General features: G+C 55.8%; 24 protein-coding genes. 7 read left to right on the top strand and 17 right to left on the bottom strand.

Features of this window, described 5'->3' with window-relative positions; genetic code table 11:
* Positions 1-23: 23 nt before the first annotated feature.
* The 4 genes from EXR70_08035 (at position 24) to EXR70_08020 (ending at position 2,835) form a co-directional block, all read left to right on the top strand.
* Entirely contained in the window at positions 24-1,295 is a 1,272-nt protein-coding gene (locus EXR70_08035; protein ID MSP38424.1) for an aromatic ring-hydroxylating dioxygenase subunit alpha, read from the top strand.
* 29 nt (positions 1,296-1,324) lie between these two features.
* Positions 1,325-2,047: an ABC transporter substrate-binding protein gene (locus EXR70_08030; GenBank protein MSP38423.1), complete on the top strand. Its 723-nt coding sequence runs from the start codon at positions 1,325-1,327 to the stop codon at positions 2,045-2,047.
* Positions 2,048-2,178: 131 nt separating this feature from the next.
* Positions 2,179-2,412 carry an AbrB/MazE/SpoVT family DNA-binding domain-containing protein gene (locus EXR70_08025; GenBank protein ID MSP38422.1) on the top strand — a complete coding sequence of 78 codons (234 nt, stop codon included), beginning with the start codon at positions 2,179-2,181 and terminating at the stop codon, positions 2,410-2,412.
* Entirely contained in the window at positions 2,413-2,835 is a 423-nt protein-coding gene (locus EXR70_08020) for a putative toxin-antitoxin system toxin component, PIN family (protein MSP38421.1), read from the top strand. It begins immediately after the preceding gene.
* A gap of 25 nt (positions 2,836-2,860) precedes the next feature.
* Here the strand turns inward: EXR70_08020 and EXR70_08015 are convergent, their stop codons facing one another.
* From EXR70_08015 to EXR70_07990, 6 genes are all read right to left on the bottom strand, one after another.
* Complete coding sequence (locus tag EXR70_08015; protein MSP38420.1) at positions 2,861-3,928, bottom strand: extracellular solute-binding protein; 1,068 nt, start codon at positions 3,926-3,928, stop codon at positions 2,861-2,863.
* A gap of 161 nt (positions 3,929-4,089) precedes the next feature.
* Positions 4,090-4,965: a TPM domain-containing protein gene (locus EXR70_08010; protein ID MSP38419.1), complete on the bottom strand. Its 876-nt coding sequence runs from the start codon at positions 4,963-4,965 to the stop codon at positions 4,090-4,092.
* Positions 4,966-5,069: 104 nt separating this feature from the next.
* The gene (locus EXR70_08005) at positions 5,070-6,131 is read right to left on the bottom strand and encodes an acetamidase (protein MSP38418.1); all 1,062 of its coding nucleotides are present in this window, start codon (positions 6,129-6,131) and stop codon (positions 5,070-5,072) included.
* Positions 6,132-6,213: 82 nt separating this feature from the next.
* On the bottom strand, positions 6,214-6,762 hold the full coding sequence (locus EXR70_08000) for a hypothetical protein (GenBank protein ID MSP38417.1): 549 nt from the start codon (positions 6,760-6,762) through the stop codon (positions 6,214-6,216).
* Positions 6,763-7,175: 413 nt separating this feature from the next.
* Positions 7,176-7,922: an SDR family oxidoreductase gene (locus EXR70_07995; GenBank protein ID MSP38416.1), complete on the bottom strand. Its 747-nt coding sequence runs from the start codon at positions 7,920-7,922 to the stop codon at positions 7,176-7,178.
* Between the two features lie 162 nt (positions 7,923-8,084).
* Positions 8,085-9,131 (bottom strand): ABC transporter substrate-binding protein, encoded by a 1,047-nt coding sequence (locus EXR70_07990; GenBank protein ID MSP38415.1) that lies wholly within the window; start codon positions 9,129-9,131, stop codon positions 8,085-8,087.
* A 325-nt stretch (positions 9,132-9,456) separates the two neighbouring features.
* Between EXR70_07990 and EXR70_07985 the strand changes: the two genes are divergently transcribed.
* From EXR70_07985 to EXR70_07975, 3 genes are all read left to right on the top strand, one after another.
* A complete protein-coding gene (locus tag EXR70_07985; GenBank protein MSP38414.1) occupies positions 9,457-10,269 on the top strand; it encodes a YfhL family 4Fe-4S dicluster ferredoxin in 813 nt (270 codons plus the stop codon).
* A 12-nt stretch (positions 10,270-10,281) separates the two neighbouring features.
* Positions 10,282-10,755, top strand: coding sequence for a hypothetical protein (locus EXR70_07980; protein ID MSP38413.1), 474 nt, complete (start codon positions 10,282-10,284; stop codon positions 10,753-10,755).
* 79 nt (positions 10,756-10,834) lie between these two features.
* Positions 10,835-11,770 carry a hypothetical protein gene (locus EXR70_07975; protein MSP38412.1) on the top strand — a complete coding sequence of 312 codons (936 nt, stop codon included), beginning with the start codon at positions 10,835-10,837 and terminating at the stop codon, positions 11,768-11,770.
* Positions 11,771-11,944: 174 nt separating this feature from the next.
* Here EXR70_07975 and EXR70_07970 read toward each other — a convergent pair whose 3' ends face one another.
* The 11 genes from EXR70_07970 to EXR70_07920 form a co-directional block, all read right to left on the bottom strand.
* Positions 11,945-12,736, bottom strand: a complete 792-nt coding sequence (locus EXR70_07970; protein MSP38411.1) for an OmpA family protein — start codon at positions 12,734-12,736, stop codon at positions 11,945-11,947.
* Positions 12,733-13,503 (bottom strand): GAF domain-containing protein, encoded by a 771-nt coding sequence (locus EXR70_07965; protein ID MSP38410.1) that lies wholly within the window; start codon positions 13,501-13,503, stop codon positions 12,733-12,735. Before EXR70_07965 ends, EXR70_07970 begins: the two co-directional genes overlap by 4 nt.
* Before the next feature lie 230 nt (positions 13,504-13,733).
* On the bottom strand, positions 13,734-14,078 hold the full coding sequence (locus EXR70_07960) for a response regulator (GenBank protein MSP38409.1): 345 nt from the start codon (positions 14,076-14,078) through the stop codon (positions 13,734-13,736).
* Positions 14,079-14,292: 214 nt separating this feature from the next.
* A complete protein-coding gene (locus EXR70_07955) occupies positions 14,293-15,708 on the bottom strand; it encodes a sigma-54-dependent Fis family transcriptional regulator (protein MSP38408.1) in 1,416 nt (471 codons plus the stop codon).
* A gap of 89 nt (positions 15,709-15,797) precedes the next feature.
* Positions 15,798-16,352: a hypothetical protein gene (locus EXR70_07950; GenBank protein MSP38407.1), complete on the bottom strand. Its 555-nt coding sequence runs from the start codon at positions 16,350-16,352 to the stop codon at positions 15,798-15,800.
* Entirely contained in the window at positions 16,295-17,737 is a 1,443-nt protein-coding gene (locus EXR70_07945; protein ID MSP38406.1) for a HAMP domain-containing histidine kinase, read from the bottom strand. The genes EXR70_07950 and EXR70_07945 overlap by 58 nt, the downstream gene beginning before the upstream one ends.
* A gap of 43 nt (positions 17,738-17,780) precedes the next feature.
* On the bottom strand, positions 17,781-18,905 hold the full coding sequence (locus EXR70_07940; protein MSP38405.1) for a DNA recombination protein RmuC: 1,125 nt from the start codon (positions 18,903-18,905) through the stop codon (positions 17,781-17,783).
* A gap of 17 nt (positions 18,906-18,922) precedes the next feature.
* Positions 18,923-19,150: a hypothetical protein gene (locus EXR70_07935; GenBank protein MSP38404.1), complete on the bottom strand. Its 228-nt coding sequence runs from the start codon at positions 19,148-19,150 to the stop codon at positions 18,923-18,925.
* A 19-nt stretch (positions 19,151-19,169) separates the two neighbouring features.
* Positions 19,170-20,195, bottom strand: a complete 1,026-nt coding sequence (locus EXR70_07930; protein MSP38403.1) for an agmatine deiminase family protein — start codon at positions 20,193-20,195, stop codon at positions 19,170-19,172.
* A 66-nt stretch (positions 20,196-20,261) separates the two neighbouring features.
* A complete protein-coding gene (locus EXR70_07925) occupies positions 20,262-21,146 on the bottom strand; it encodes a carbon-nitrogen hydrolase (GenBank protein ID MSP38402.1) in 885 nt (294 codons plus the stop codon).
* 99 nt (positions 21,147-21,245) lie between these two features.
* On the bottom strand, positions 21,246-21,965 hold the full coding sequence (locus tag EXR70_07920) for a dienelactone hydrolase family protein (GenBank protein ID MSP38401.1): 720 nt from the start codon (positions 21,963-21,965) through the stop codon (positions 21,246-21,248).
* Positions 21,966-22,024: the final 59 nt, after the last annotated feature.

Below are 22,024 nucleotides of genomic sequence, written 5' to 3'. Positions count from 1 at the left end.
TCTATCTCAAAGAGGAACAAGCCATGCTGCCACGCGAAGAAAATGACATGCTAACGCTCGTGAGCCCGGATAGACCGATGGGCCAACTGATGCGCAGCTACTGGATTCCGGCGCTGCTCGCCAGCGAAATTCCCGAACCCGATTGCCCACCGGTGCGCGTGCGCTTGCTCGGTGAGGATCTAGTCGCCTTTCGCGACACGCAAGGCTGCATCGCCTTGCTCGAAGAACATTGCGCCCACCGCGGCACGTCATTATTTTTCGGCAGAAACGAAGAGTGCGGCCTGCGCTGCATTTACCATGGTTGGAAATACGACATCGACGGCAAAGTTCTCGACACTCCGGCGGAGCCCGCTGACAGCACGCTAAAAAATAAAGTCCGCCAGGTCGCCTATCCGTGCAAGGAAGCCGGCGGCATGATCTGGGCCTACATGGGCGCGCCGGACAAGCAGCCGCTCTTGCCCAACTACGAGTGGATGACCCTGGCGCCGGAAAATCTTTACGTCACCCGCTCGATCCAAGACTGTAGTTGGCTGCAAGGTCTCGAAGGCGAATGCGACTCGTCGCATCTGTCGTTCTTGCACCGATCTTTCACCGGCGACCGGCCGCGCGGCGGCGGCGATGGCGATCTCTACGCCGCCGACACCGCGCCGACGTTGGAAGGCATCGAGATGGATTATGGTATCCGCATGTTGTCCTGCCGCAAAGTCGGCCCGGACTCGGTTTACTTGCGCGTGTCGAACATCGTCATGCCCTGCCACGGTTTCATCCCCACCGGCGGCATCAAAGGCAATCCGGAAGGCTACACGATCCACTCGCACGTACCGGTCGATGACACCCACAGCATGCGCTACAACATCCACTTCCGCCGCAACCGTTCCATCGAGCCGGAAGAACGGCAGCACGACGAAGAGATCGGCCCCGACTTTATTAAAATACGCAATTTTCGCAACGACTATCTCATCGACCGCGAAAAACAAAAGCGGGAGAACTTCACCGGCATGGGCCCGATCTTTTTAAACCACGACGCCTGCGCCACCGAAACCATGGGGCCGATTTACGACCGCTCCCAAGAACACTTGGGCGTCAGCGACATGACCGTCATCGCCGTGCGAAAATTTTTGTTGAACGCCGCCCGCGCCGTCGCCGCCGGCAAGGAACCGCCGCACATCATCCGCACCGCCGAACAAACCGACGTGCGCCACGTCGCCTGCATCGCGACGAAGATTCCCCTGAGCAGAGATCCGAAAACCTACGTCGTTGAACAGTTGAAAAAAGACAAATACTGGGAAGCGTAAAGCTAGACTGATATCCCATTGGATTTACCATGGCCACCACGACAAACGAATTCAAAGTTATGACCTCAGGCGCCTTTACCGCCGCCTATCTTGAACTGATTCCGCAGCTGGAACATCTCACCAAGAAAAAAGTCGTCACATTAGCGACATCGATCGGGACGGGAGAGATGTCGATCCCGAATCGCTTAAAAAGTGGTGAATCCGTGGACATTGTCATCGTCGCCGATGCGGTGCTGCGCGAGTTTATCCAAGACGGCTTGGTCTTGGCTGAAACTTATACGCCCGTCGCCCGCTCGGCAATTGGCATGGCGGTGCGGGCTGGCACACCGAAACCGGACATCAGCACAGTCGAAGCGCTGAAGCGCACGCTGCTGGAAGCGAAATCCATCGCGTATTCCGCCAGCGTGAGCGGCCAATATCTCACCGCCGAACTGTATCAACGCTTGGGCATCGCCGATCAAGCGTTAAGTAAAAGCCGCCTCATCGGCGGCGGCGAACGAGTCGGCGCCGTGGTCGCGCGCGGCGAGGCGGAACTCGGCTTCCAACAGATGAGCGAACTGCTTCCGGTGCCGGGAATCGATCATGTAACACCGCTGCCGCCGGAGGTGCAGAAAGTTTCGGTATTCTCCGCCGGCGTCGCTGCAAGCAGTAGCGATTCGGACCTGGCGCACTCGGTGATAAAATTTCTCGCGTCATCAGAAGCCGCGAATGCCATCACAAAGAGCGGGTTGGAAGCCATTGGCGATCGATGAGAGGGGGTCCACCCAAAAGGTAAGTTTAATTTGTCAGCCTAACTCGATATTCGACTCAACTCCGTGATTGAATTACTTCGTGGTTGACCCGATCCTGGAGAAATGCAAACTTACTTGAGGGAGAATAGAAAATGCTCGCTAAAAAAGCGATCAGAAATCAAATCGCGATACCTAGTTCCGCCGTAAATGAAATACTCCGGGCGGACTATTTTGAAGTCCGCCTTCAAGGCGGAAACATTGTCTTGAAGCCTATGCGCTACGGCGCTCCCACAACGAAGCTGGGTAAAGTCCGAGCAAAAATGAGACAACTCGGTTTGACCGAACGTGATGTGACAAAGGCCATTCGCTGGGCACGAAGCCGCTAAATGCGAGTCGTTCTCGATACAAATGTCATAATCTCCGCTCTGCTGTTTTCCGGCCGCACTTCAGAACTTACCGCGCTTTGGCAATCCGGCGAAATCACTCCGCTGCTTTCTAAGGACATTCTCGACGAGTACATCCGAGTGCTCGCCTATCCAAAATTTCACTTGACGGCGGCGGAGATCAAAAGTTTGATCGCAGAAGAAGTGCTTCCCTACGTTCAGATCGTTAGACCGAGACAACGCTTCAGTGTTATCAGGCGCGACCCTTCGGATAACAAGTTCATTGAATGCGCGGTAGCGGGCAAATCCAGAGTCATAGTCTCCGGCGACAAAGATCTTTTATCTTTAGCAACCTTCCGCGATATTACTATTATGACGCCCGTGCGGTTCCTCGAAAGCCTTGGCAAGAACAAAAAACTGCGTTGAACAATCCAACTTCTTCCGCTCGACTTCACCTAAACCCAAACGTCTGCTGGTACTGTTCCAATCGCTTCTTGTACATCGGCGCTAAATTTTCCGCCGGCACGACTAAATATTTTGGATGATCGAGGCGCGCGTATTTCGACTTGACACCTTTGCGCGTCGGGCCGCGGCCGAACTCCTGGGCGATGATCGTTTGCGCTTCTGGGCCGATCAACCAATCGAGAAAGAGAATCGCCGCGTGCGGATGCTGCGCCTGTTTGGCCAGCGCCGACATGCGCGGCTTGCTGATCACCGGATCGATCATCGCGAAGTCGATGGGCGCGCCCTCGACATTCATCTGCGCCACGCGGTAGCCGTAGAGAATCGGCGAAAGGCTATATTCGCCCGCCGCCATCAGCTGCGACGCCAAGGTGTGGCCCGTGCGCATTTCCGGCTGCAGCTGCGCCAACCGTTTCATGAAACCCAGCCCTTTTTCCTCGCCATAATATTCCAACAGCGTGTGAAACCAGTCGGCGTCCTGGGTGTCGAGCACCATTTTGCCCTTCCAGCGCGGATGGAGCAGATCGTCGTAGCTCTTCGGAACTTCATCTTTCTTCACCAGCTTGGTGTTAAACGCCGTCACCACCACGACATGATAACCGCCGGTCCAAAAACCTTCCTTGTCCATCATCTCTTCGCGGACGAAGCGCCGGTTCGGCGAAAGATACTTTTCGATCAAGCCCAAACGCGCCATCTCATAGATACTACCCGGCTCCTGATCGACGACGTCGAACTCGTATCGCCCGCCGCGGGTCTCGGTGAGAATCTTGCTGAGCAGCGCCGTCGACCCGGAGCGATAGTGATTGATCTTGAGAAACGGATAGCGCGCGCGAAACGCCGAGAGCAATCGAGTCGAATGATCCGTCGACATGGTGCCATAAAATGAGAAGGCGCCTTCTTTCTTCGCCTCGTCTTCGAGCAAAGTTTGGCGTTGGGCATCGGGCGTCTTCTGGAGACGACCGACGACTTCAGCAGTGGTCGCCGCGAAAGACGCGTCAACGAAGGCTCCCGCCAGAAGAAAGCCCGCCCCAAGGATCTTTCGACAATACTTTTTCACAATTGATACCTCGTCACTATATTCTGTTAGTTTGAATCGCCGCGCCAACGAATATCACTTCGGCACGATAATCTCATCATAATAATCTCGCGCAGCCATCCGCCGTAGGGGCCGCCCGCGGCCGGCCGGTCCGATCAATCCAACGTCCTCTTCTCCAACAATTAGCCTCTGCCATAGAAAGGTGGATGCATTTTTTCTCCAGGCTTTCTTCCACGAATTGTTTCTCTAAACCAAAACGGTCTTAAGGCTCCTACCAACGCGGCGACTACAAAGCTAATACTCGCGCTGTAATACAGCATACCCGGCACAATTCCTCCGCGCTGCCTAACCAGAAACACGATGAGTACCGTAACAAGGCCTCCAACAAAACCACCCACTAAGAATCTGCCGTTCGCTTGAAGCTGTCCCGCGGATGTAAATGCCATCAACGCCGCACCAACCATTAAACCAATAAACGGCGCCAGTGGGAAAAGAATTATTTCGGCAGTGGGCGAACGATAAAATGCAAAGTCTGCGGGCGCAGACGGTGGATCCAATTCATAAAACCAAGGATTCAAAATCTCGATCAACGCTTGCAACCGTCGTTCAAGCGCAATTTCCCGGTTTTTCGATTCCTGCTCAGAAATGCCGTCAATTCTCTCGGCGGCCCATGTCGTCAAAAACTTTTTTTCTATTTTTGGACTCGGCTCCACTATGACCCAACCCTCTTGCACGGTCATTAGGACAAGGGCTGTCCCAGCCGAACTCCACTGTTCCAATCGATTTGTAGCGAAAAACTGGGAGATCAATTCGCTGATTTGTTCATCCTCGCCACTCGGTATCATCACAATGACGATCGCATAACCGCTTTTTTCATTGAAACGCCTTAACCGTTTTTCAAGGTCTTTCGTGTAATCGGACCGTAGTGCTGACGGGAGATCATTTACCATCGACGAAAGACGTAGCGACTCGCGCGACAGACCTTGGGACGAGATCGCACATGCGGGGATCAAACCGATAAGAACTGCGATGATCTGAATTACCCGCCGCTTGAGCATAAAAAATTAAGCTCCGATTCATAATTGATCAGAACTAGCGACCTGAAACTCGCAACGCAAGGCTACGGAACCATCCCATTCACGCTTTCTCGGTCTCTGTCTTACTACTTGTGCCAAAATTCCGGATTGGACTTGAAAATATTCTTGGGAATCTTGGCGTAAACCAGATTGACGATATCGACCGCTTCGCCGATGCCCAAATCCACAGCCAAACTCGACAGCGCGTAAGCGTCGGCCGCGCTCAGCCCTTTTTCTTCCTGAAGAAAGTCGACGGCTTCTTGCATGGCGATTCGGGTGGCGACGTTCAAATCGACGTCAAGCCCGGTGGTCAAGTAATCCGTCGCGGTTTCCACCCGCGGTTGCTTGATCGTCTTGCCCTTGTGGACGATGAATTGCAGCGTCGGCTTGAGCGAGATTTCTATCGCGCCGCCGTCGACCTCTCCGTCGCCCTGCACGGCGTGGCCGTCGCCGGTGAAAAACTGTCCGCCCTTGTTGAACACCGGAAGAAATAAAGAAGAACCGATGCCGGTGTATTTGAGATCGATGTTGCCGCCCCAGACGCCCGGCGGCGTCGATGAAACCATTCCTAAACTTGTCGGCGGCGACACCGCCATGATGCCCATGAAAGGATTGAGCGGTATCTGAATATCGTCCGAGAACAATACCACGCGCCGTTCCAGATCGATGCGGATCAATTTCGCCGTCGCTTCTTTGAGGAGCTGTGGCAACACGCCTTTGCCAGGACCGGTATTGTTGACGCCGTAGGGCACACGAAACTTGATGTCGCGCACACGCACTTCCAGCGTGTCACCCGGCTCCGCGCCCTCGATGTAAATCGGCCCGGTGAGAATATGCACGGCGGCGCCCTTGGGCCGCTTCACCTCGGCGTAAATATTCTTCGCGTCGGCGAGAACTTCATTGCCGGGAATGCCATAGCCGGCGAAAAATTTTTCCGGATCTTTGTTAGTCGTGAGCCCTTGATGTGACAACGCTTCGATCTCGACAACCTGACCCGACTTGATCGTCAAGGCCGGCGGTAAATTCGCTGCGATGTAACCCCAGAGAACGGTATCGGGTGTCGAGCGTAGCGTAGCGTCCGGCTGGATTGGATCGTTTAGCGCTTGGCTACGCAAATCAATGCGTGAGTCTTCAGAAGCAATGGTCATATAGGGTCCTCGGTGAAAAGGACCCTATATGATGCTGTTGGAATCTGTCAACGTCGGGAAGGAGCCAACTGCAACGGCAAGGTTACCGACCTATCCGCGCAGTCATCAGCGAGTCGCGCCAGCGAAATCGTTGCGATGCTAGAAAGGCGAAACCGGCGAGGATCAACAAAATTGCCGAAGGCTCAGGAATTGCCGCACCTCGAACCGTTGCAGTGCCGCTATTATATTCGCCGAATACGAGGTCAATCATAAGAGTCTGACTGACAAGCAAGGGCGAGCTAAAGGTCACGCGGGCAAGATCATTGTTAAAACTCACCGAGCCTGTTGGCGCAAGACTGGTGGGATAGCCGGCATCCCAGCCGAAGCTGAATCCCAACGAACTCGTGCCGTCGAGATCGACATCGAATATGTACCCGCTCCAAGCTTTGTTCGTGTTGTTAGTGATTTTATATGTCCGCGTGATGAAATGATGCCCGCCGTCGTTGCCATCGAACGGGCAGACCAAGAGTGTTTCAAAACCTAACGTGGTCTGACTGTGGTTGATGGTGTCACTGGGAGCCCCAACGGGACAATCTGCAAGTGTTTTTATAGCCCAAGCTGAATGAAGTGGCAGAACGGTTAACGACAGCACAAAACTAATGTCGCTAGGAGACCTTTTGTGGTTTTGGAGTTCATAAGAGTGTTCCTTTGTTTCACCAAAGATTGCGATTCATTGTCGAAACTAAGCAACAATGACGCCAAAAATCCAACGCTAAAAAATTCAAGCACTTACGAACAATGTGGAACAATCGAGTAGAAAAATTTTGATAACAAAAGTTACACAAAATCTGCGGCCATCGAGAGGCGCCGACCGGTCGGATTTTTTCTTTTCGAAAACAGGGAGTTCGAACTGTTCTTGCGGCGAAATGAGAAGGCAGCGAATTGACAACTAATCTTACAGATATGTAGGCATTTACAGTTTCTTCGGTAACTTTTCACAATCGCGCCGCGCCGTCATTGGCGAGTGACGGCGCGGCGCGATTGTCATTGTCGATGTGAGTTAATTCAATCGCGGATCGCCAGCGCGCCGCCGTCCACCGGTAGATCGATCGCGTAAATAAACTCCGACTCGTCGGAGACCATGAACACCACCGCTTTGGCGATGTCCATCGGCACGCCGCGCCGGCCGGCGAGATTTTTCACGAAGCGATTTTCCGGGACGTCTTGTTGGCCCACCGGCGAACCGATGCGGTTGGGCGAGACCGAATTGACGCGAATCCCCTCCGGCGCCAATTGCACAGCGATGGAACGCGTCAAATTGAGCACACCGGCTTTCGCCGTGGTGTAGGCCGTCGCTTCTTTTCTGCCCCAGTGGCCCGAAGTGGAAGCGATGTTGACGATGCGCCCCTTGCGCTTTTGATCGATCATCACCTTGGCCGCCGCGCGGGTGCAGTACCAAACGCTGCGCATGCACACGTTCATGGTACGGTCCCATTCTTCGTCAGTGATGTCGAAGAGCGTCTTGTGATCGGTCCAGGCCGCGTTGTTGACCAAAATGTCGACACCGCCGAATGTCTTCACCACAGTCTCAACCATGCTATTGACCGACGCCGCGTTGGCGCAATCGCACACGACTGAAATCGCTTTGCCCGGATTTTTCGCGTTGATCTCCGCCGCCACCGTGCTGCCCCGCCCTGGGTCCATATCGACCACGGCAACTTTCGCACCTTCGGCGACAAACAATTTGCTGATATCTTCGCCAATGTTGCGGCCGGCGCCGGTGACGATGGCGATCTGATCTTTAAGTCTCATAGTTTCCTCCGATTAGTTTTCTTTTCTGGTGCATAGCAGAAGGCGGGCGAAAGTTCCACACACAGGCCAGCCGCGCGGCAAAAGTTAGCAACGATGAAAAATCTTGAGACGGGAGCGAACTCGAAAGAAGCCCCGCGGACCGAGACTCGAAACCAAATTCAGCTACAAACTCACCTTCTCGGTGTAGAGGTCCTTGAGAAACTTGCTGTTCTTAAGCTCGTCAAAATAACGCGGCTCGATGATATCGCTGGGCTTCAACTTGGCGGCTTTGGGATCGGCGCTGGCGCTGACATCGACCAGCGCCTGGAGCGCTTCCTTGTTGAGTTCCGGCAGCGGCCGCAGTTGCGCCGAGAACGCGTCATACATGGCGTCGACGCTCAAACCTTGGGTGCCGGGAAAGTATTTTTTCAAGATCGCCACGCTTTCGCCGCGCTTGGTAACGAAGAATTGGATCGCGGCGGCGTAGCCGCGCATGAAGCGGCGCATGGCGTCTTCGTCGCGTTTGATCAGCGAACGGGTGGTCAACAGCAGATCGGTGACCATCGGCACCGATTTCACGTCGAGGACTTTGATGCCGATTTTCTGCGCCTCGGCGACCAGCTCCTGGCCGAAGGGCGCGCCCTGGACGAGATTTTTCGTCAACGCCGCGGCCCGGGCCGGAGCCAACCCCGCCGCCACCAACTCGACATCCTTAGCCGGGTCCAATCCGGCGCGCCGCAAGATCACCCGCGCGATCAAATCCGAGCGCCCACCGAGCGCCGAGACGGCGATCTTTTTGCCTTTCAATTCTTTCACATCGTTGATCGGCGAGACCACGCCCATACCGTATTGATCGAAGCTCACATGAGTGCCGACTAGCGCCAGATCGGCGCCATTGGCGATGGGCTGGAGCACCGCCAGCGGATTGCCGAAACCGATCAGCACATCGACACCCAACAACGACTGTGCGCCGGCGGAAAAAGTGTCGCGGATCGGCAGTTCTTCGATTTCAATGCCGTGCTGTTTGAACAGTCCGCCGTCAACGCCGATATAAGCCACCGCCGTGCCGATCTCCCAACCGGCGTAGGCCAATCTAAGTTTTTTCAAGCTGTCCGCGCCAGACGCGTTGCCGCCGGCGATCGACAATGCGATGAGAGTCAAAGAGCAGAGCGAAACTCGACGGCAAAGGGTCGGAATGAAATTGCGCATGAAGCGAATCATAGCCCACATTGATCGGCCGGCCAAGGGGCGCCACAGGGGGAGCCGGAGACGTGGAATCCATAACACTGTCGGATTCGAATATTTCTCCCGCAAATTATGCCCTGAGCACTGTCGAAGGGGCGCAAAGGCGTCAAGTTAGGAATTCAATTTTTTATTTGCGCCCTTTGCGTTTTTTGCGGCCAAAGCTCCGATTCTCGATTGCAGCCGTGCTGCGCTGACGGTTTCAAGCATCAAATTTGAGCCGCGGAATTTGCAACAATCTAGAATTTCATCTAGAATCATAACGTTTTCACACCCGTTTTAATTCAGTCTAGAGCCTAGGAGGATCGGTTTCATGGCCACGATGATCGCCAACGATTGTATCAACTGCGGCGCCTGCGAGCCCGAGTGCCCGAACAACGCCATCACCCAGGGCGATCCGATCTTTGTCATCGATGCCAAGCTCTGCACCGAATGCGTCGGCTTTCACGACTACGAAGCCTGCGCCGCGGTCTGCCCGGTGGACGTCTGCATCACCGATCCGAACAATATCGAAAGCGAAGAAGCGCTGATCGCCCGCGCCCGGGTGATCCATCCGGAAACCAATTTCGGCGACAGCTTCGAATCGCGCTTCCGCAAAGAGCAAGCCAAAGCCGGCGCCGCCGAAAAACCGGCGGCCACAGCGGGAGCACCGGCCGCCACCAGCGAAGCCAGCGCGCCCGCGACCGGCGGCGCGGCGAGCGACTTTGCCGAAGCCGATGTCAACTACGTCGAGCTGCCGGCCATCGACTCATGGAACATTCCAATGCGCTGCTACAAGTGCGACAAGGTCCATGATCTCAACGTCAAAAATTTCATGATCGGCAACGTGCTCTTTTGCCCGCACTGCCACAAGTCGACCTTCGTGCGCGATAATTTAAATTATCAGATTCGCACCCTGCTCAAAGACGCCTACGAAAAATGGGATAAGGATCAGAGCCACTTCGCCGAGCGGCGCGAACGGGAGCGGGCGGAATTTATCGCCAAGCGCACCGCCGAAGCGGAAGCGTTCGAAGACCGCCAGCGGCGCGATCTGGAAAAAATTCGCCAAGCCTTGGACACCATCGGCGACCAGTACGACGCCGCCGGCAAACCCTACAAGAAGGGTTCGAGCTTTACCTGGGGTTGATCTCTCATCCCCATGCTCTATTCCTGGCTCCACTTGATCGCCCTGATCGTTTATCTCGGCGCGGTCTTCGGCTTTTGGCTGATGCTGCTGCCGTCGGTGGCGATTCTTGAAACTCACGACGAGAAAGTCCGCTTTCTCGCCCGCGGGCTGAAATTTTACAATCCCCTGCAAGTGGGCTCCCTCGGCATCATTCTTTTCACCGGCGCATTTCAGCTCACCGAACTCAAAGCCGCCTATCGGGAAAATTTTATCAAGCAATTAGGCTACAACCTCGGCGTGAAATTGATTTTTGCCTTCCTGCTGGTCAACTTCAGCGTCTACCAAGCGCTCGGCATCGGCCACCGCTTCGTTCGCCGCGTCGAAGGCGGCGACGAGATCAAACCGGAACAGCTGGCATCGATATTAAGCCGGCTCAAAAGCGCCAACTGGTTGATCATCATTTTCGCCGCCATCACCATGTGGCTCGGCATCCGCCTGCGCAGCTAAGCGCGGCGCTGGCAAATTCGTTCCCAGCGATGATATGAAGTAGTCGTCGCCAATTCCCAATTCGATCACAGGAGTTCCCATGGCAAATAAAAAACTGCGCATTATTTACCGCTCCAACTCACACGCACCGTTATGGCTGGTGGCGAATAAATCCGGTTGCTGGAATAAGAACGGTCTCGACGTCGACACTTCGCCCCAGCTGGTGCGGGAAAAAGCCGTCGAGTCGCTCAAGGCCGGCCATGTCGATCTGATTTCCGGCAATCACCACAATCTCTACGTGCGCAACGCCAAGAACGGCGAGGACTTCGTGCACTTGGCGCAACCGACCAATAATTGGACGGAAAATAAATTGATCGTCCGGCCGGAGATTGGCTCGGTGCAAGATTTGAAAGGCAAAAAAGTCGTCGCCGATAAGTTGAGTTCCCACGCCGGCTTGAACATTTGGCTGTATCTGAAGCAAGAAGGGTTGGACGTCGACCGCGGCGATATCCAATTATTCGAACTGCGCGGCTCGTCGGAGGACCGCTGGAAAAAAGTTTTGAGCGGCGAATACGACGGCACCTTCGTGACGATCCCGCACGACAGCCGCGCCGCCAAGGCCGGCGCCAAGGTGATCGAAGCGCGCGCCATACCGATGATCCGCGGCGTCACCCTCACCACCACCACCAGCTGGGTCAACAGCCATCCCCAGGAAGTGCGACAATTGACCAAAGGGCTGGTCGACGCGATGCATTTCTTCGTCACCGAGAAACAGCAGACGCTGGAAATTCTCAAGGAACACGCCACGCCGATCTTGAAGCTGCAATCGGACCAAGAAGTCGAAACCCTCTACGACGAATGGGCGCAGTCGTTGGAACGCAAGCCCTACCCCAATCTCGGAGCGATCGCCAATGTTTTCGCCCTGGCGGTGCGCCGCGATCCGGAAATCGCCGGCTACAATCCGCTAGCGCTGTGGAACACTCACTTCGTGCGCGAGCTCGACGACAGCGGCTACATCGACAAGTTGTACCAATAATTGTCGGGGCGAAAAATCTTTCGCCCCGACCTCAGACTTGTTTTGCATCCTTCACGGATCATCCGATTCCAAATCGATGATTTGCTTGCAAACCAAACCATTCGCGCCACAAAAAAAAGCGGAGACCCCATGGCTCCGCCTTTTCCCGAACAACTCCTCAGTTCAGCGATAAGACTAACGTTGCGAGATGCGATCCTCGGCGCCCTGGCGCTGCGAACTGCGCGGCGCTGCCGGCGCCGCAGCCGCGGCAGGCGTCGACGTAATGCCATCGCGATAGACGAGAATTTCCACCCGGCGATTTTTCGCCCGGCCCTGGATCGTGCTGTTGTTTTCCACCGGTGCGCTTTCGCCGTAGGACACCGACACCACGCGCAACGGATCGACGCTCTTCTTAGTAATCAGATAACGGCTGACGGCATCGGCGCGCTTCTTACCCAATTCATAGTTGAAATCCTCGGCGCCGACGTTGTCGGTATGACCGGCGATCATGAAAACCATGCCATCGGCGCCCGCGGACTCGCCATTGAAGTCGCTCAGAAAACTATCGATCTCGCGCTGCGCTTCCTTGGGCAGATTCGCCGAGTTGAATGCGAAGTTGGCGCCGTCTTTCATATCGATGACGAGCTTGCGCTCCAGGCGCAGGTTACCGATGGCGTTGAGCGCTCGGTCGGCTTTGGCATCCACCTGGCCGAGCCGGCCTTCGAACTGGCCCAAGCGGCCTTCAACGCCGCTGACGCGGCCACCGAGGCTGCCGAGCTGCCCTTCCGCTTGATCGAGCCGGCCTTCGGTTTGGGTTACCCGGCCGGTGAGCGGATCCATACGCTCCTGCACCCATTCCCGGGTCGCCAAACAACCTTGGGTCAACAGCAATGCGCCGGCGAGGCCGGCGCCGATCAGATACTTAACACTTTTTTCGGAAACATTTTTCATACCATCTCCTCCTGCTAAATAGTCAAGTTTCTTCATTGAGGTTCATCCTCCGCGTCGGCGCTTTCGGCCGCCGGTGCGTTCGCTAAGGCAAAATCATTCTCGTCGGCTTCGAGCACCTCAGGCAATCGATTCAACCTTGCAAGCAGCTCGTCGATGCCGGCTTCGATGTTGATGAAAAACCTTTCTTGTTCCCGGCTCAGCGCGGCGCCAAGATTCTGCCGAATCAACCCGGTAGAACTGTTGATCAACTGCAAGGTTTTTTTCACACTGTTCGACAACTCGGCGGTCTCGTGATGATGATTCACTTTGCCTTGCACTTCCCGCGCTGCCCAACTCAATTCGCTGGCGAGAGACTGGAGCGCGAACAGATCCGCCGCCGAATAGCCGCGCCTCTGGCCGTGGCCGAGCATCAAAAAACCGAGCGGCGCGCCCAACGGCGGCACGATCGGCGCCAGCACTAGATTGTGAAACCCGAACTCAGCATTGACTTCATTCCAAGTGACCGGCGCGCGCGAATGGGCGACCAGATCGAGACAGCGGCGGGCGAAGTCGGTGGGCAAGCGATCGAGCCCCGCGAGCGGCACCGCGGCGTCGACCAATTCGCCGGCTTCGGTCAACAGCCCGCCAAAACAAAAATCGACCGAGTAAAAACGGCGCAAGCGGACGAGAAATTGATTGAGCAACGCCTGCGGGTTGGAATATTGTTGGTGCCAGAGAAAAGCCCGGACTAGATTGGCGCGCTCCCAAAGCCCAGGGAAGGCCGCCCACCCATTCGATCCATCGGCAGCATTCGCACTCGGCATGATTCGCCTCAACTCTCCCGCCTTTTGGCCAACCGCTCGATCCTTCGCCGCCATTACCTGCACAGTCATGGCTGGGTACATTCCAATTTCCGTTCCACCGCCGGCCCCGGCCCGTCTTGGTAGTCCTGTATATTCCACGCGAGTTCTTGACCCTGATTGGATCCGGGAGCGAAGGTAATGCCGTACAGTTGTGGAGGACTTTTACGTAGGAGCCGAGAAGCCGCGTGCGACTAACCGGTGATCTGCTCGACCAGATGCTTCCAGCCAAAGGGTTTACGCAAAACCTTGACGCCGAACTGGCGCGCCTCGGCGCTCAGCGCCGGCGCGTACTTATCCGCCGCCGCGCTCATGTAAATCGTCTTGACCACGGGATTGATGGCGCGAATGCAGCGCATCATTTCCAAGCCGTCGAGTTCTCCCATCTCGATGTCGGTGATCACCCAGTCGGTAGGATTGCGAAAATAGCTCGAATAACCATGCACGCCGTTGCCCGCTGTGTGGACGTCGAATCCCGCGCCGCGCAACGCCGCCGCAAACGTGTCGGCTAATCGGGTGTCGTCATCGACGATCAACACACTCGTACGCTTAGTCGTGGCAAAGCTATTGAATCCCGTGTCGACTTAACAGCAAATCACAGTTCACAGAGCCGACCGAAGCGCGTTGGAAATTGGTCGTTGAAATATCAGGCTATTCTTTTTTGTCGCGGGAAGAATCGAAATCGAATGAAGGTGTAAAGCCTTCAGACAGACTGGAAATGACGCCACCGAGTCTTTGAAACCGAAGAAGAACTCACGCTGGCTTGGGTTTTTTAAACTCGTCAGCTTTGAGATCGTGCTTTTTGAGCAGATCGTAAAAATCGGCACGATACTTGCCGGCGAGCTTGGCCGCGTGGCTGACGTTACCTTCGGTCAACGCGAGCACTTGGGCGAGATAGTCGCGCTCGAAGGCATCGCGCGCATCTTTGAGCGACCGCGTGGGCGCTCCAGCCGTGGCGATATTTTTTCGAGAGCCGCCAAGCGCCGTTTCATGAGGCAGCGCCTTGTCTTGCAGAATATATTCTTCGGTGATCATTTCCTGGCGCGTCATCGCCACCGCGAACTCGATGGTGTTCTCCAACTCGCGGACATTGCCCGGCCAATCGTGAAGCATCAGCTTACGCAGGGCCTCGGCGGTCAAACCTTTGACCTCTTTTTTCATTTGCCGGCAACATTTTTTGAGAAAATATTCGACCAACGGCACGATGTCTTCCTTACGCTCGCGCAGCGGCGGCATATGAATCGGGATGACGTGAATCCGATAAAATAGATCGTCGCGGAACGAACCTTTTTTCACCAGATCGACGAGATCCTTGTTGGTGGCGACAAGCACTCGCACGTCCACCGCCACCGGCACATCGCTGCCCACCGGATAGAATTGCCGTTCCTGCAAGACGCGCAGGAATTTCGACTGGGTCGCCAGCGGCATGTCGCCGATCTCGTCGAGAAACAACGTCCCGCCATGGGCCTGGGTGAACATGCCCTTGGTGCTTTTGATGGCGCCGGTAAACGCACCCTTCTGATGGCCGAACAGCTCGCTCTCGAGCAGCGTCTCGGGCAGCGCGGCGCAATTGAGCGCGACGAACGGCCGGTCCTTACGCCCGCTGGCGAGATGTATCGCCTTGGCGATCAACTCCTTGCCCGTGCCGCTTTCGCCGTGCAGGTACACCGTCGAATCGAGCGCCGCGATGCGCGTCACCACGTCCAAAGTCGCGCGCATTTTACCGCTGTGCGAAATGATATTGGCGAAGTCATAGCGCTCGTGCAAAATCTCTTTGAGCCGCTTGATCTCGAAATTGAGGTTGCGGTTTTCCAGCGCCCGGTCGATTTGCAACAACAGATCCACCGGTTCGAAAGGTTTGGTCAAATAACTATAGGCGCCCCGGCGCATCGCCTCCACGGCGCTTTCGATACTGCCATGGGCGGTGAGAATGATCGCCGGCACGTCGGGGCGGATGCTGTGCATCTGCTCCATCAAGGTCAGACCGTCGCCGTTCGCGAGCATCAAATCGAAGATGCACAGATCGAAAATTTCGTCTTTCAGCAAGTTCAGCGCGCCGGCCTCTTCACCGGTGGCGGTCACACTATAATCCGCCGCTTCGAGCCGCATCTTGATCAGCTCGAGCAGATTGGGATTGTCATCGACCACGAGGATGTGGCCCTTCGACATAGTTGTTTCTTTTGGCAGTAAGCCAGCAGGCGCCCAGCTCTTTGGTTCGCGGCGATGGTTTGGCGGTGCCTGACCGCCGACGGTATGGTTTACTTCACCCGGTCGCGCCGTTTCTGTTCGATCTCGATATCCACTTGGCGCGACTTCTCAATGATCTGTTTGGTTCGTTCGATCTCCTGTTTGGATTTTTCCACCGCGAGGCGGCTGCGCTCCGCCTCCTGGCGCGACTTTTCGACCAGCTGCTTCGATCTTTCGATCTCCTGTTTCGACTCTTCCGCTTCGTTCAGCACGCTGATCCAAATCCTCGATTGCTCCGCCCAAGAACTCTCCGGGAAACGCGCCACCACGCGGCCAAATGCGCCCATCGCTTTCAACCGGTCACGTTTCGGATTTTGCGGATGGGCCAGCACCAAACCGATGTGATAGTTCGCCGCATCCGCCGGTGGCCGGTCCTGGGACGATGCCGCCACGGTTTCGAAAACCTTCAACGAGCCGTCAAACTCGCCTTGTTGCAGCAATACCAGCCCATCCTGCATTTGGCGCTGGCGGTCGAGATCGTCGACCACACTGCACGCGCCAAAAAATGTCAGCAGGGCAAGATAAAAATAAACCTGCTGCCTTGGCCTAATTGGCTTTCCGCCCATACTTTTCCACCATGGGATAAAATAATACTCTTCGTGATCGCTAATCCAAGCTCTGTGCCATGCCGAGACTGTCCGTTCAGCTGATTCCCTTGATTAAATTTTTCGAATATCGATTGCAAGTTCTCTTGAGGAATTCCCATGCCGGAATCTTTCACGGCAATCTCCAGCCCCGCGCTTGAGCATTCCGCGCTCACGCTCACGGCGCCGCCATGGGGCGTAAACTTGACCGCGTTGCCCAACAAATTGCGCAGCACCTGAAGTAGCCGCTCGGGATCCAGGCGCACCGTCGGCAGCGCCGCCGCCAAATGGCTTTCGATTTGGATCTGCTTGGCCTCCAGCAGCGGCGCGATCTCGGCGATGGCGCGTTTGATCAACGGCTCCACCGCGCCGACCTCGAACTCGTAGCGCATCATACCGGCTTCCATCTTCGATAAGTCGAGCAACGAATTGACCAGATTGATCAGCCGCTGGCTCTCTTCGGCGAGGATATCGAGCAAGCGGCGCTGTTTATCGCTGATCGGCCCGCCGATGCCCTCTAAGAGGAGCCCCGTGCCTTCCTTGATCGAAGTCAGCGGCGTGCGCAACTCGTGCGACATGGAGGCGAAAAAATCCGCCTTCATGCGGTCCAGCGCCGCCAACTTTTCACTCATGGAATTGAGCGCCTGGGCCAGTTCGCGAATTTCCGGCGGTGAGCGCACTTCAACATTGACGCCAAAATGACCTTCGGCGATTTCCCTGGTCTTATTCTTGAGCAAGCCGATGGGCACGGTGATACTGCGGGTGATCAGCAGTGATAAAAGTAAAATCGCGATCAAGCAGCCGAGCGTAATCGTCATCGATATCTTGCGCGCACGCGCGGCGGCACTAGCGAGATTGGCGACCTTGGCGACCACCGCTCGCTGCCGGTCGGTGCGCAAGTTCTCGAAGCTCGTCAGCATGCCGTCCACCAGCGCATCCTTATCGGCTTTAAGACGCGCCTGAGCGTAGCTCGTTCGAAGCCGCAAATAGCGTGCTTCGCCGTCGACCACTTCGACATAACGGCGATGATCCGCGGCAATCGCGGCGAGACTAGCGGTCGTGCCAGCATCGCCTAAAGCGCTCGCCCGCGCCAGCTGCGCTTGGAACTCATTTTTTAAACGAACGAATTCCAAATACCAAACCTCGTCTTTAGTGATCACATATTTCTGCTCGGCGCGGCTTTGGCCGAGCAACAGATCGGCGAGGGCTTTTTCATGGTCGAGAATCGGGTTGTCGATTTTGACAATCGACTCGGCGAGGCCGCCGAATTGGCGCAGCATCAAGATCGCATAGGAACTCACACCCGCAACCATGAGCAGAATCGACAGATAACCGATCGCGAGGCGGGAAAACAAACTCAAGCGCACGTCATCAGCTCTCCCGGTTGGTCTTTACTAAACGTGCAAGCCGCTATTGCGGCTTGGCGCGCAGAGACGCTTCGAACAATTCTTGGCGCTCGCCCTCGGCGGCCGCCAGCCGCTGGCCGAACTGTTCGAGGCGGCGCTCGGCGCTTTGATAACTCGCTTGGGCATGGCCCAAATGTTTGCCCAATAACGAAAACTCGTCGCGAAACTTGGCAAACTCGCCGTTCAATCGGCCCAAGTACTCGAGGATCTCCTTGGCGCGCTCTTCGACCTTCATGCCCTTGAGACCGAGCACGATCGCCTGCAAATAAGCGTAGAGCGTGTTCGGCGACACCGGTATGACATGTTTGGCCAGCGCGTAGTGCGACAGACTCTTGCCGTCGGGCGAATCGTCTTTGATGATCGTCTCGTAGTAAATATTTTCTGCCGGAATATACATCAACGCGAAATCGTAAGTGCCCTCGTCCGGCAAAATATACTTGGCCGCGATGGCGTCGATATGTTTTTTCACATCCGCGCCAAATTGGCGCTTGGCGCGATTTTTTTCCTCGTCGCCGGTGGCGTCGAGCATGCGTTTGAAGTTCTCCAGCGGAAACTTGGCATCCACCGGAACCAAGGAAGCGCCGAGTTTCACCACCGCGTCAACTTTTTCGCCGCTGCGAAAGCCATGCTGGGTGGCAAAATGCTGCGGCGGCAGAATCTGGCCGAGCAATTCTTCGAGAAAATATTCGCCCAAGCCGCCGCGCAGTTTGGGCGCGCGTAAAATTTCCTGCAGCGAGGCGATATCTTTGCCGACTTCATAAATCTTCCGATTGGCTTCTTCCAAACCGCCGAGACTGCGTTGCACTTGGCCGACCACTTGGGAGGCGTGGTCGAGCCGCTCCCCCAGGCTCTGCTGGGTTTGGCTGAGCACGTCGGCGTTCTCGCGCAAGCGTTGATTGACGTGGCCCAGGAGCTGGCCCAACTGCTGTTGGATCGATTGCGTGCTATTGTCCAAACTTTGGCTGAATTGCAAGCGCAACTGATCGACTTGCTGCTGCATCAATAGGAACGAAGAATCTTCAGGCTTGTTGCGCAACAATGATTCGAGCCGGCGCAAAAAAAACCAGCCGATCGCAATCAAACCGAGAAATAACAGAAGCAGCAGGACCAGGGGGTTGGATGGTTCCACGATCAACCGTGGCGCGATCAGAGAAGACGTAGGGCGGATTCGAGAATTTCGCTGAGCTTGCGAATCTGTATCGCGCGCATGGAACGCTCTTCGCGCGGCGCGCCGAAATAATTATCGATGCTTTTTTTCAGATTCCATTCGAGCAACTCGACACAATTTTCCATGCTGACTTTTTCGGAACGTCGGCGGCGGGCTTGGTGCAGTTCCTGGAGCTGAATGATCTGACCCATACAGCTGGTTAGCATAGGCGCGGCGGCGAAATTGTCAAGGCCGCGAGAAATTTATCGCCGGCTCCTGTTGCGTCACACAGTGAATCGCGCCCAAACCGGCGACCACTTCGTTGCAGCGCAGCCCGATCACTTTGCGATCGGCGAACAGCTCTTGCAGAATTCCCAAGGCGGCTTGGTCCCTGGCATCGCCAAACACCGGCGCCAAAACGATTTCATTGGCGATGTAGAAATTTACGTAGCTCGCCGGCAGCCGCGCGCCGTCATAATAAACCGGCGCCGGACAAGGCAGCGTGACGATTTCGAATTTGCCGCCACGCGCATCGCGTGCGCTTTGCAAGCGCTCATAGTTGTCTTGCAGAAAAGCGTAATTGTCGTCGCGGGAATTCGTTTCGACGATGCACGTAATCGTGGTTGGATTGACGAAGCGGGCGATATCGTCGATATGGCCGTCGGTGTCGTCGCCGACGATTCCCTCGCCGAGCCAGATCACCTGTTCGACGCCGAGAGAGTTTTTTAACAATTGCTCGATCTCGCCTCGGCTCAAATGCGGGTTACGATTGGGGTTGAGCAAACACTGCTCCGTGGTGAGACAAATCCCCGCGCCGTTGACCTCGATGGAACCGCCTTCGAGAATCACCTTATGATCGAAGACCGGAACTTTGAGCAGCTCGGCGATCGCCCGCGCGACCCGTTCGTCTTGCTCGTAGGACGGATACTTGCCGCCCCAACCATTGAAGATCCAATCGTTAAACGCCAGCGGCGCGTCAGCCGAAGCGCGAGTCACGAAGGTCGGCCCGTAGTCGCGCATCCAAACATCGACGGTGGAAATTTTTAGCAGCGTGACGTTGGCGAGATCGCACTTGGCTGCGCGCAAAAGTGCGACAACCCGCTGTTGCGTCGCTTCATCGGCGACCAACAAATAGACGTGCTCATGAAGCGCCAAGGCGCAGATCATGCGCAGCCAAATTTCGCGCACCTGTTCCAAGTAGGTCGGCCAGGTTTCTAAATTAGTCGGCCACGAGAGCCAAGTGGCGCGATGACGCGCCCATTCGGCCGGCATCGCGTAGCCGAGCGACGCGGGTGTCGCCAAATTCGAGTCAGAAGCGTTCATGAGAAGCGGGGCGAATTAACGGTCGAGCATGCGGGTGAGCAGCAAACTGTAAGCATCGATGCGCCGGTCGCGCAGAAACGGCCAACTCTGGCGCGTCTGCTCGATCTTGGCGAGATCGCACTTGGCGATGAGAATTTCTTCGCGCGTATCGCCGGCGCTGGCGACGATTTCGCCAAACGGTCCAGCGACGAAGGAATGCCCCCAGAAGTTTATTTTACCTTCGCGACCGACGCGATTGGCCGCGGCGACGAACACGCCGTTGGCGACCGCGTGGGAACGTTGGATCAGCTCCCAGGCGTTGCGCTGCTCGCGCGCAACGGCGCGCGGCTCGTTGGGAATCCAACCGATGGCGGTGGGATAAAAAATGATCTGCGCTCCCGCCAGCGCCGCCAAGCGCGCCCCTTCGGGAAACCATTGATCCCAACAGACCAATACGGCGATCTTGGCGTAACGTGTCTGAAAACTCGGAAAGCCCAGGTCTCCAGGAGTAAAATAAAATTTTTCGTAATAGAGCGGATCGTCGGGGATATGCATCTTGCGGTACTTGCCGACCAGCGATCCATCGGCATCGATCACCACCGCGGTGTTATGATACAAACCGGCGGTACGCCGCTCGAACAACGAAGCGACGATAACCACCTTCCGTTTACGCGCCACTTGCACCAGCGCGTCGGTACTCGGACCGGGAATCGTTTCGGCCAATTTAAAATTACGCGCATCCTCGCTCTGGCAAAAGTAGCGCGAGCGAAACAGTTCTTGCAGGCAGATAATTTTCGCGCCGCGCTTGGCCGCGGCTTCGATGCGTCCGATCGCTTTAGCGAGATTGGCCGCCGGATCGGCGCCGCAACGCATTTGCACGAGGCCGACCTTGATTTCGTCTGGCTTGTTCTTACGTGGCATGGTGAAAGCTACTGTAACGGAAAATTTTTACAGAAACAAAAAAAGGGAGAGGAAAAGTTTTTTGCTTTTCCTCTCCCTTAAACCCAACCGACAGGCAAACTACTTCAAATGCTGGGCGAAGAAAGACTTGGTTTTTTCCCAAGCGTCCTTGGCACCCTTTTCGTTATAGCTGCCGCGCTCGTCGCAGAAAAAGCCGTGGCCGGCATCGGGATAAATTTTCATCTGGAAGGGAACTTGTTTGGTGGTCAGCTCGGTGTTGATCTGGCCGACTTGATCCATCGGGATCAATTGATCCTTAGCGCCGAAAAAAAGATACATCGGACACTTGATCTCACCGGTGCGCGATAGCGGGCTCGGATTGCCCATGGTGATGCCGCCGCCGTAGTAGGGCACCGCGCATTTGACGTCGTTGGCATGGTGCGCCGCGGTCAGATAGGTCAGCCGGCCGCCCATGCAAAAGCCGACGACGCCGAGAGAGCCGGCCTTGACGTTGCTCTGGGATTTTAGATGGGCGAGCGCCGCGCCGACATCTTCCATCGCCTTGGGATCCTGCACCCGCTGCAAAGTCGCGATCGCTTTGCCCATGTCGGAAAACGGAATCACCCGCTCGGTCTCACGATGATAAATATCCGGACAAATCGCCACGTAGCCTTCCGCTGCGATCCGATCGGAAACCTTCTTCATGTGATCGTTGACGCCGAAAGCTTCTTGCAACACCACCACGCCGGGATAACTGCCGCCATCCTTTGGCTGCGCCACGTAAGCGTCCATCTTGCCGTCAGTGGTATTGAGTTGGACCGTAGAATTAGTAACGTCCATCGGGACCTCCTTAGATTATTGAATGTAGTTTGAAGTGGGTTTTGTCTATCAAATTTTAC

The organism is Deltaproteobacteria bacterium, assembly GCA_009692615.1.
Taxonomy (GTDB): Bacteria; Desulfobacterota; Binatia; order UBA9968; family UBA9968; genus DP-20.
This window is presented reverse-complemented; position numbering and strand designations above follow the sequence as displayed.

Bases quoted from the DNA above. Each gene is read 5' to 3' on its own strand.
- EXR70_07930 (MSP38403.1), bottom strand. From the start codon at position 20,195: ATGCCGGCCGAATGGGCGCGTCATCGCGCCACTTGGCTCTCGTGGCCG.
- EXR70_07965 (MSP38410.1), bottom strand. From the start codon at position 13,503: ATGCCGAGTGCGAATGCTGCCGATGGATCGAATGGGTGGGCGGCCTTC.
- EXR70_08030 (MSP38423.1), top strand. From the start codon at position 1,325: ATGGCCACCACGACAAACGAATTCAAAGTTATGACCTCAGGCGCCTTT.
- EXR70_08005 (MSP38418.1), bottom strand. From the start codon at position 6,131: ATGACCATTGCTTCTGAAGACTCACGCATTGATTTGCGTAGCCAAGCG.
- EXR70_07950 (MSP38407.1), bottom strand. From the start codon at position 16,352: ATGGGCGGAAAGCCAATTAGGCCAAGGCAGCAGGTTTATTTTTATCTT.
- EXR70_08035 (MSP38424.1), top strand. From the start codon at position 24: ATGCTGCCACGCGAAGAAAATGACATGCTAACGCTCGTGAGCCCGGAT.
- EXR70_07955 (MSP38408.1), bottom strand. From the start codon at position 15,708: ATGTCGAAGGGCCACATCCTCGTGGTCGATGACAATCCCAATCTGCTC.
- EXR70_07990 (MSP38415.1), bottom strand. From the start codon at position 9,131: ATGTGGGCTATGATTCGCTTCATGCGCAATTTCATTCCGACCCTTTGC.
- EXR70_08010 (MSP38419.1), bottom strand. From the start codon at position 4,965: ATGCTCAAGCGGCGGGTAATTCAGATCATCGCAGTTCTTATCGGTTTG.
- EXR70_07975 (MSP38412.1), top strand. From the start codon at position 10,835: ATGGCAAATAAAAAACTGCGCATTATTTACCGCTCCAACTCACACGCA.
- EXR70_07985 (MSP38414.1), top strand. From the start codon at position 9,457: ATGGCCACGATGATCGCCAACGATTGTATCAACTGCGGCGCCTGCGAG.
- EXR70_07920 (MSP38401.1), bottom strand. From the start codon at position 21,965: ATGGACGTTACTAATTCTACGGTCCAACTCAATACCACTGACGGCAAG.
- EXR70_08025 (MSP38422.1), top strand. From the start codon at position 2,179: ATGCTCGCTAAAAAAGCGATCAGAAATCAAATCGCGATACCTAGTTCC.
- EXR70_07980 (MSP38413.1), top strand. From the start codon at position 10,282: ATGCTCTATTCCTGGCTCCACTTGATCGCCCTGATCGTTTATCTCGGC.
- EXR70_07995 (MSP38416.1), bottom strand. From the start codon at position 7,922: ATGAGACTTAAAGATCAGATCGCCATCGTCACCGGCGCCGGCCGCAAC.
- EXR70_07935 (MSP38404.1), bottom strand. From the start codon at position 19,150: ATGCTAACCAGCTGTATGGGTCAGATCATTCAGCTCCAGGAACTGCAC.
- EXR70_07970 (MSP38411.1), bottom strand. From the start codon at position 12,736: ATGAAGAAACTTGACTATTTAGCAGGAGGAGATGGTATGAAAAATGTT.
- EXR70_08020 (MSP38421.1), top strand. From the start codon at position 2,413: ATGCGAGTCGTTCTCGATACAAATGTCATAATCTCCGCTCTGCTGTTT.
- EXR70_07925 (MSP38402.1), bottom strand. From the start codon at position 21,146: ATGCCACGTAAGAACAAGCCAGACGAAATCAAGGTCGGCCTCGTGCAA.